The sequence below is a fragment of the Sorangiineae bacterium MSr12523 genome (assembly GCA_037157775.1).
Taxonomy (GTDB): domain Bacteria; phylum Myxococcota_A; class Polyangia; order Polyangiales; family Polyangiaceae; genus Pendulispora; species Pendulispora brunnea.
The window spans coordinates 1,316,581-1,319,422 of the sequence record CP089982.1; the positions used below are offsets into that span (position 1 = coordinate 1,316,581).

Annotated in this window: 3 protein-coding genes; all 3 read left to right on the plus strand. The window is 59.0% G+C overall.

What is annotated here, in order from left to right; all coding sequences use genetic code 11:
- The first annotated feature begins 30 nt into the window (after window positions 1-30).
- On the plus strand, window positions 31-1,239 hold the full coding sequence (locus tag LZC95_05465) for an acyl-CoA dehydrogenase family protein (protein WXA96284.1): 1,209 nt from the start codon (window positions 31-33) through the stop codon (window positions 1,237-1,239).
- 631 nt (window positions 1,240-1,870) lie between these two features.
- On the plus strand, window positions 1,871-2,074 hold the full coding sequence (locus tag LZC95_05470; GenBank protein ID WXA96285.1) for a hypothetical protein: 204 nt from the start codon (window positions 1,871-1,873) through the stop codon (window positions 2,072-2,074).
- Between the two features lie 98 nt (window positions 2,075-2,172).
- Window positions 2,173-2,730: a DUF3291 domain-containing protein gene (locus tag LZC95_05475; GenBank protein ID WXA96286.1), complete on the plus strand. Its 558-nt coding sequence runs from the start codon at window positions 2,173-2,175 to the stop codon at window positions 2,728-2,730.
- Window positions 2,731-2,842 lie beyond the last annotated feature (112 nt).

Consider the following 2,842-nt stretch of genomic DNA (forward strand, 5'->3'; position numbering starts at 1 on the left):
GGAAAGCCCAAATCGGGGATGCTTGACGAAATGAACACGGGACTTGCTCCGGAACGACTTGCATTGGAACACCTGGCCGCAGAACATCTCGCCGCCCAGTCGGAGTTCCAGGAATTCGTCGAACGGCACATCGCACCGTTCGCCGACGAGTTTCATCGAACGCAGCGCACGCCCCCCGAGCTGGTTCGCACCCTTGCCGAACGCGGCCTTCTAGGTCTTTCCATCTCGAAAGAATTCGGCGGAGGCGGTCGCGATGCCATCACACTTGGCATCTTGGCTGGCACCATTGGACGAGCCTGTTCGTCCATTCGGAGCCTCCTCACCGTGCACACGATGGTGGCCCACGCGATTTCGCGCTGGGGAAGCCGGGCTCAAAAAGAAACGTGGCTCCCCAAGCTCGCCACCGGTGAGTGCATTGGCGCGCTGGCCCTTTCGGAACCCAATGCAGGAAGTGATGCCAAGAGTGTGGCTACACGCATTTCTTCCGATGGATCCGATTGGCGCATCGACGGGCACAAATCGTGGATTACCTATGGAGAGACCGCGACCCTCTTTCTCGTCGTCGGGCGCACGGAGGAGGGGCCCACGGCCTTCTTGGTCGAGCGAGAAACACCCGGTCTGAGCACGGAGCTGATTACGGATCTCATCGGCATCCGCGCCTCGATGACCGCGAGCGTTCGATTCGACGGATGCCGCGTTCCCGAGAAAAACCTGCTCGGCCGGCGCGGTCTGGGCGTATCGCAAGTAGCCTCGACCGCGCTCGACCTCGGCCGCTACACCGTCGCCTGGGGATGCGTGGGTATCCTCGAGGCCTGTCTCGAAGCCTCGATCGCGTATGCCAACCAGCGCGAGACGTTCGGATCGCTCATCAAAGAACACCAGTTGATCCGGCGCATGATTAGCAACATTTTTACGGATTTTCGCGCGGCCAAGCTGCTGTGCCTCGAAGCCGGCAGGCTCCGCGACGCGAAGAACCCGGGTGCCCTCGAAGCCGCGTCGGTGGCGAAGTATTTCGCGTCGACGGCGGCAGTTCGTGCAGCTTCCGATGCATTGCAAATTCATGGCGCGAACGGCTGCAGTGCCGACTATCCACTGCAACGCTACCTCGGTGATGCCAAGATCATGGAAATCATCGAGGGCAGCACCCAGATCCAGCAGGTGACGTTGGCGGAATATGCCTATCACGCCTATGCCGGTGTTCGGAGTCGGGGCGGCAATGCCCCCTGGCGGCATCGATAGGCAATGCCGTTCGGTTAGCCCGTACACGTTCCCGTTCCCCTTCCCGATCTTCTTCTCGGGCTTCTACGTGTACGGGAACGGGAACGGGAACGTGTACGGGGAAAGAGATTCGCTGCCCGCAGCCGGATCGTTGTACTCCAGGTGGGCGACTGGGAAGTGCGCCGGCAAGATTTATCATGGACTTGCAAGCCGCCGCTTACCCAGTTCCGGTTAGCGTACCTGGTTTATTCCCATAACGTGCAAATTGCCATTTGGGGGTGTGCCTCGATCCTGGACGTGACTGTGTCCTGGTCGCGAATTGGTGATTCATATTGCGGGATTATTAAGTTGGAATCGTTCTCAATCAATGCGTCGGATTGTTGACGCCACATCCTTGACCCGAGCGCGTGCAACGCTACAGTGAGATAAATTGACTAAGAACGACGTTTTGCCCCGACGCAACGACTCACGATCTTCGACTTCGAAAGGCCGGAAGCGTTGGGGCGCCCTGATAGCCTCTATCCTCCTCGCCATATCCGCCACGGCCTACTTTGGTTGCCGGCACGGCTCGAAGGTCGACTCCTCCGGCTCGCCCCTGGCCAATTCGGATTTCGAGTTTCGTCGCGAGACCTTCTCTGGCCGTGTCGAGAACGTGTTGGATGCAGGTTCGTACACGTACTTTTCGCTGCGCATGCCCGACGATCGCGAGCGCTGGGTCGTCGAGCTTTCGCGCTCGCATCGCAACGCCAGCTGGATGAACGTGAACAGCTACGGATTGCGTCGGAACTTCGATTCTCCTCGTTTGAACCGTCGTTTCGACGAGCTCTATTTCGTCTCGGTTTCCGATAGTAAATAGCATTTGTTACGTATTTGTCACATGGCCGAGGTTGATTTTTGCAGTCAATCTCGGCTGCTTGGTATTCACGAATTGATTGGATGAATATGGAGTGTAAAATGACACGTCTAGGCTATGTATTGGCGTCGGGCGCCGTGATGGCCATCGCCGTCGGTTGCTCGTCGTCGGACAACAACGACAATACGCCGCCCAAGAAGACCATTGCCGAACTCGCCAAGTGCGACGAGTCGGACACCGTCGACGACCTGCCCTGGAGCGGCACGCAGATCGACTCCGGCACGGGGAAGCTCAAAGAGCCGCTGCCCGCGGGCTTCGTCATCGCGACCACCGTCGGGTGGCCCACCGACGAAGGCCGTCCGGTGATTCAGCAGAAGACCATCGAGTCGATTGGCATTTCCTTCACCTATCCGGGATTGCTCGCGGCGAAGTTCGGCACCTCGAAGCGTTGCGGATCGGGCCGCAGTCTTTCGATTTGGAAGGACGAGGCATCGATGATGGCTTGGGTCATCGGCAAGGACCATCGCGCGGTGATGCCGCTGGCCGGTACGCACACGCACGGTTGGGAGACGACACATTGGTCCAGCGCCACGAACAACGAATTGCCCACGTGGGACGACGCGCGCGCGAAGCTGGACGCCGCACGCAATGGCAAGTGAATTCAGTTGATGACGTAACCGGAGACGGCCTCACGACAGCGTAGGTCGATCCCATTCACTCCAACGAAGAACCAAATCGGAACGTCGTTTCCGACGAGGGCGACGTGTATCC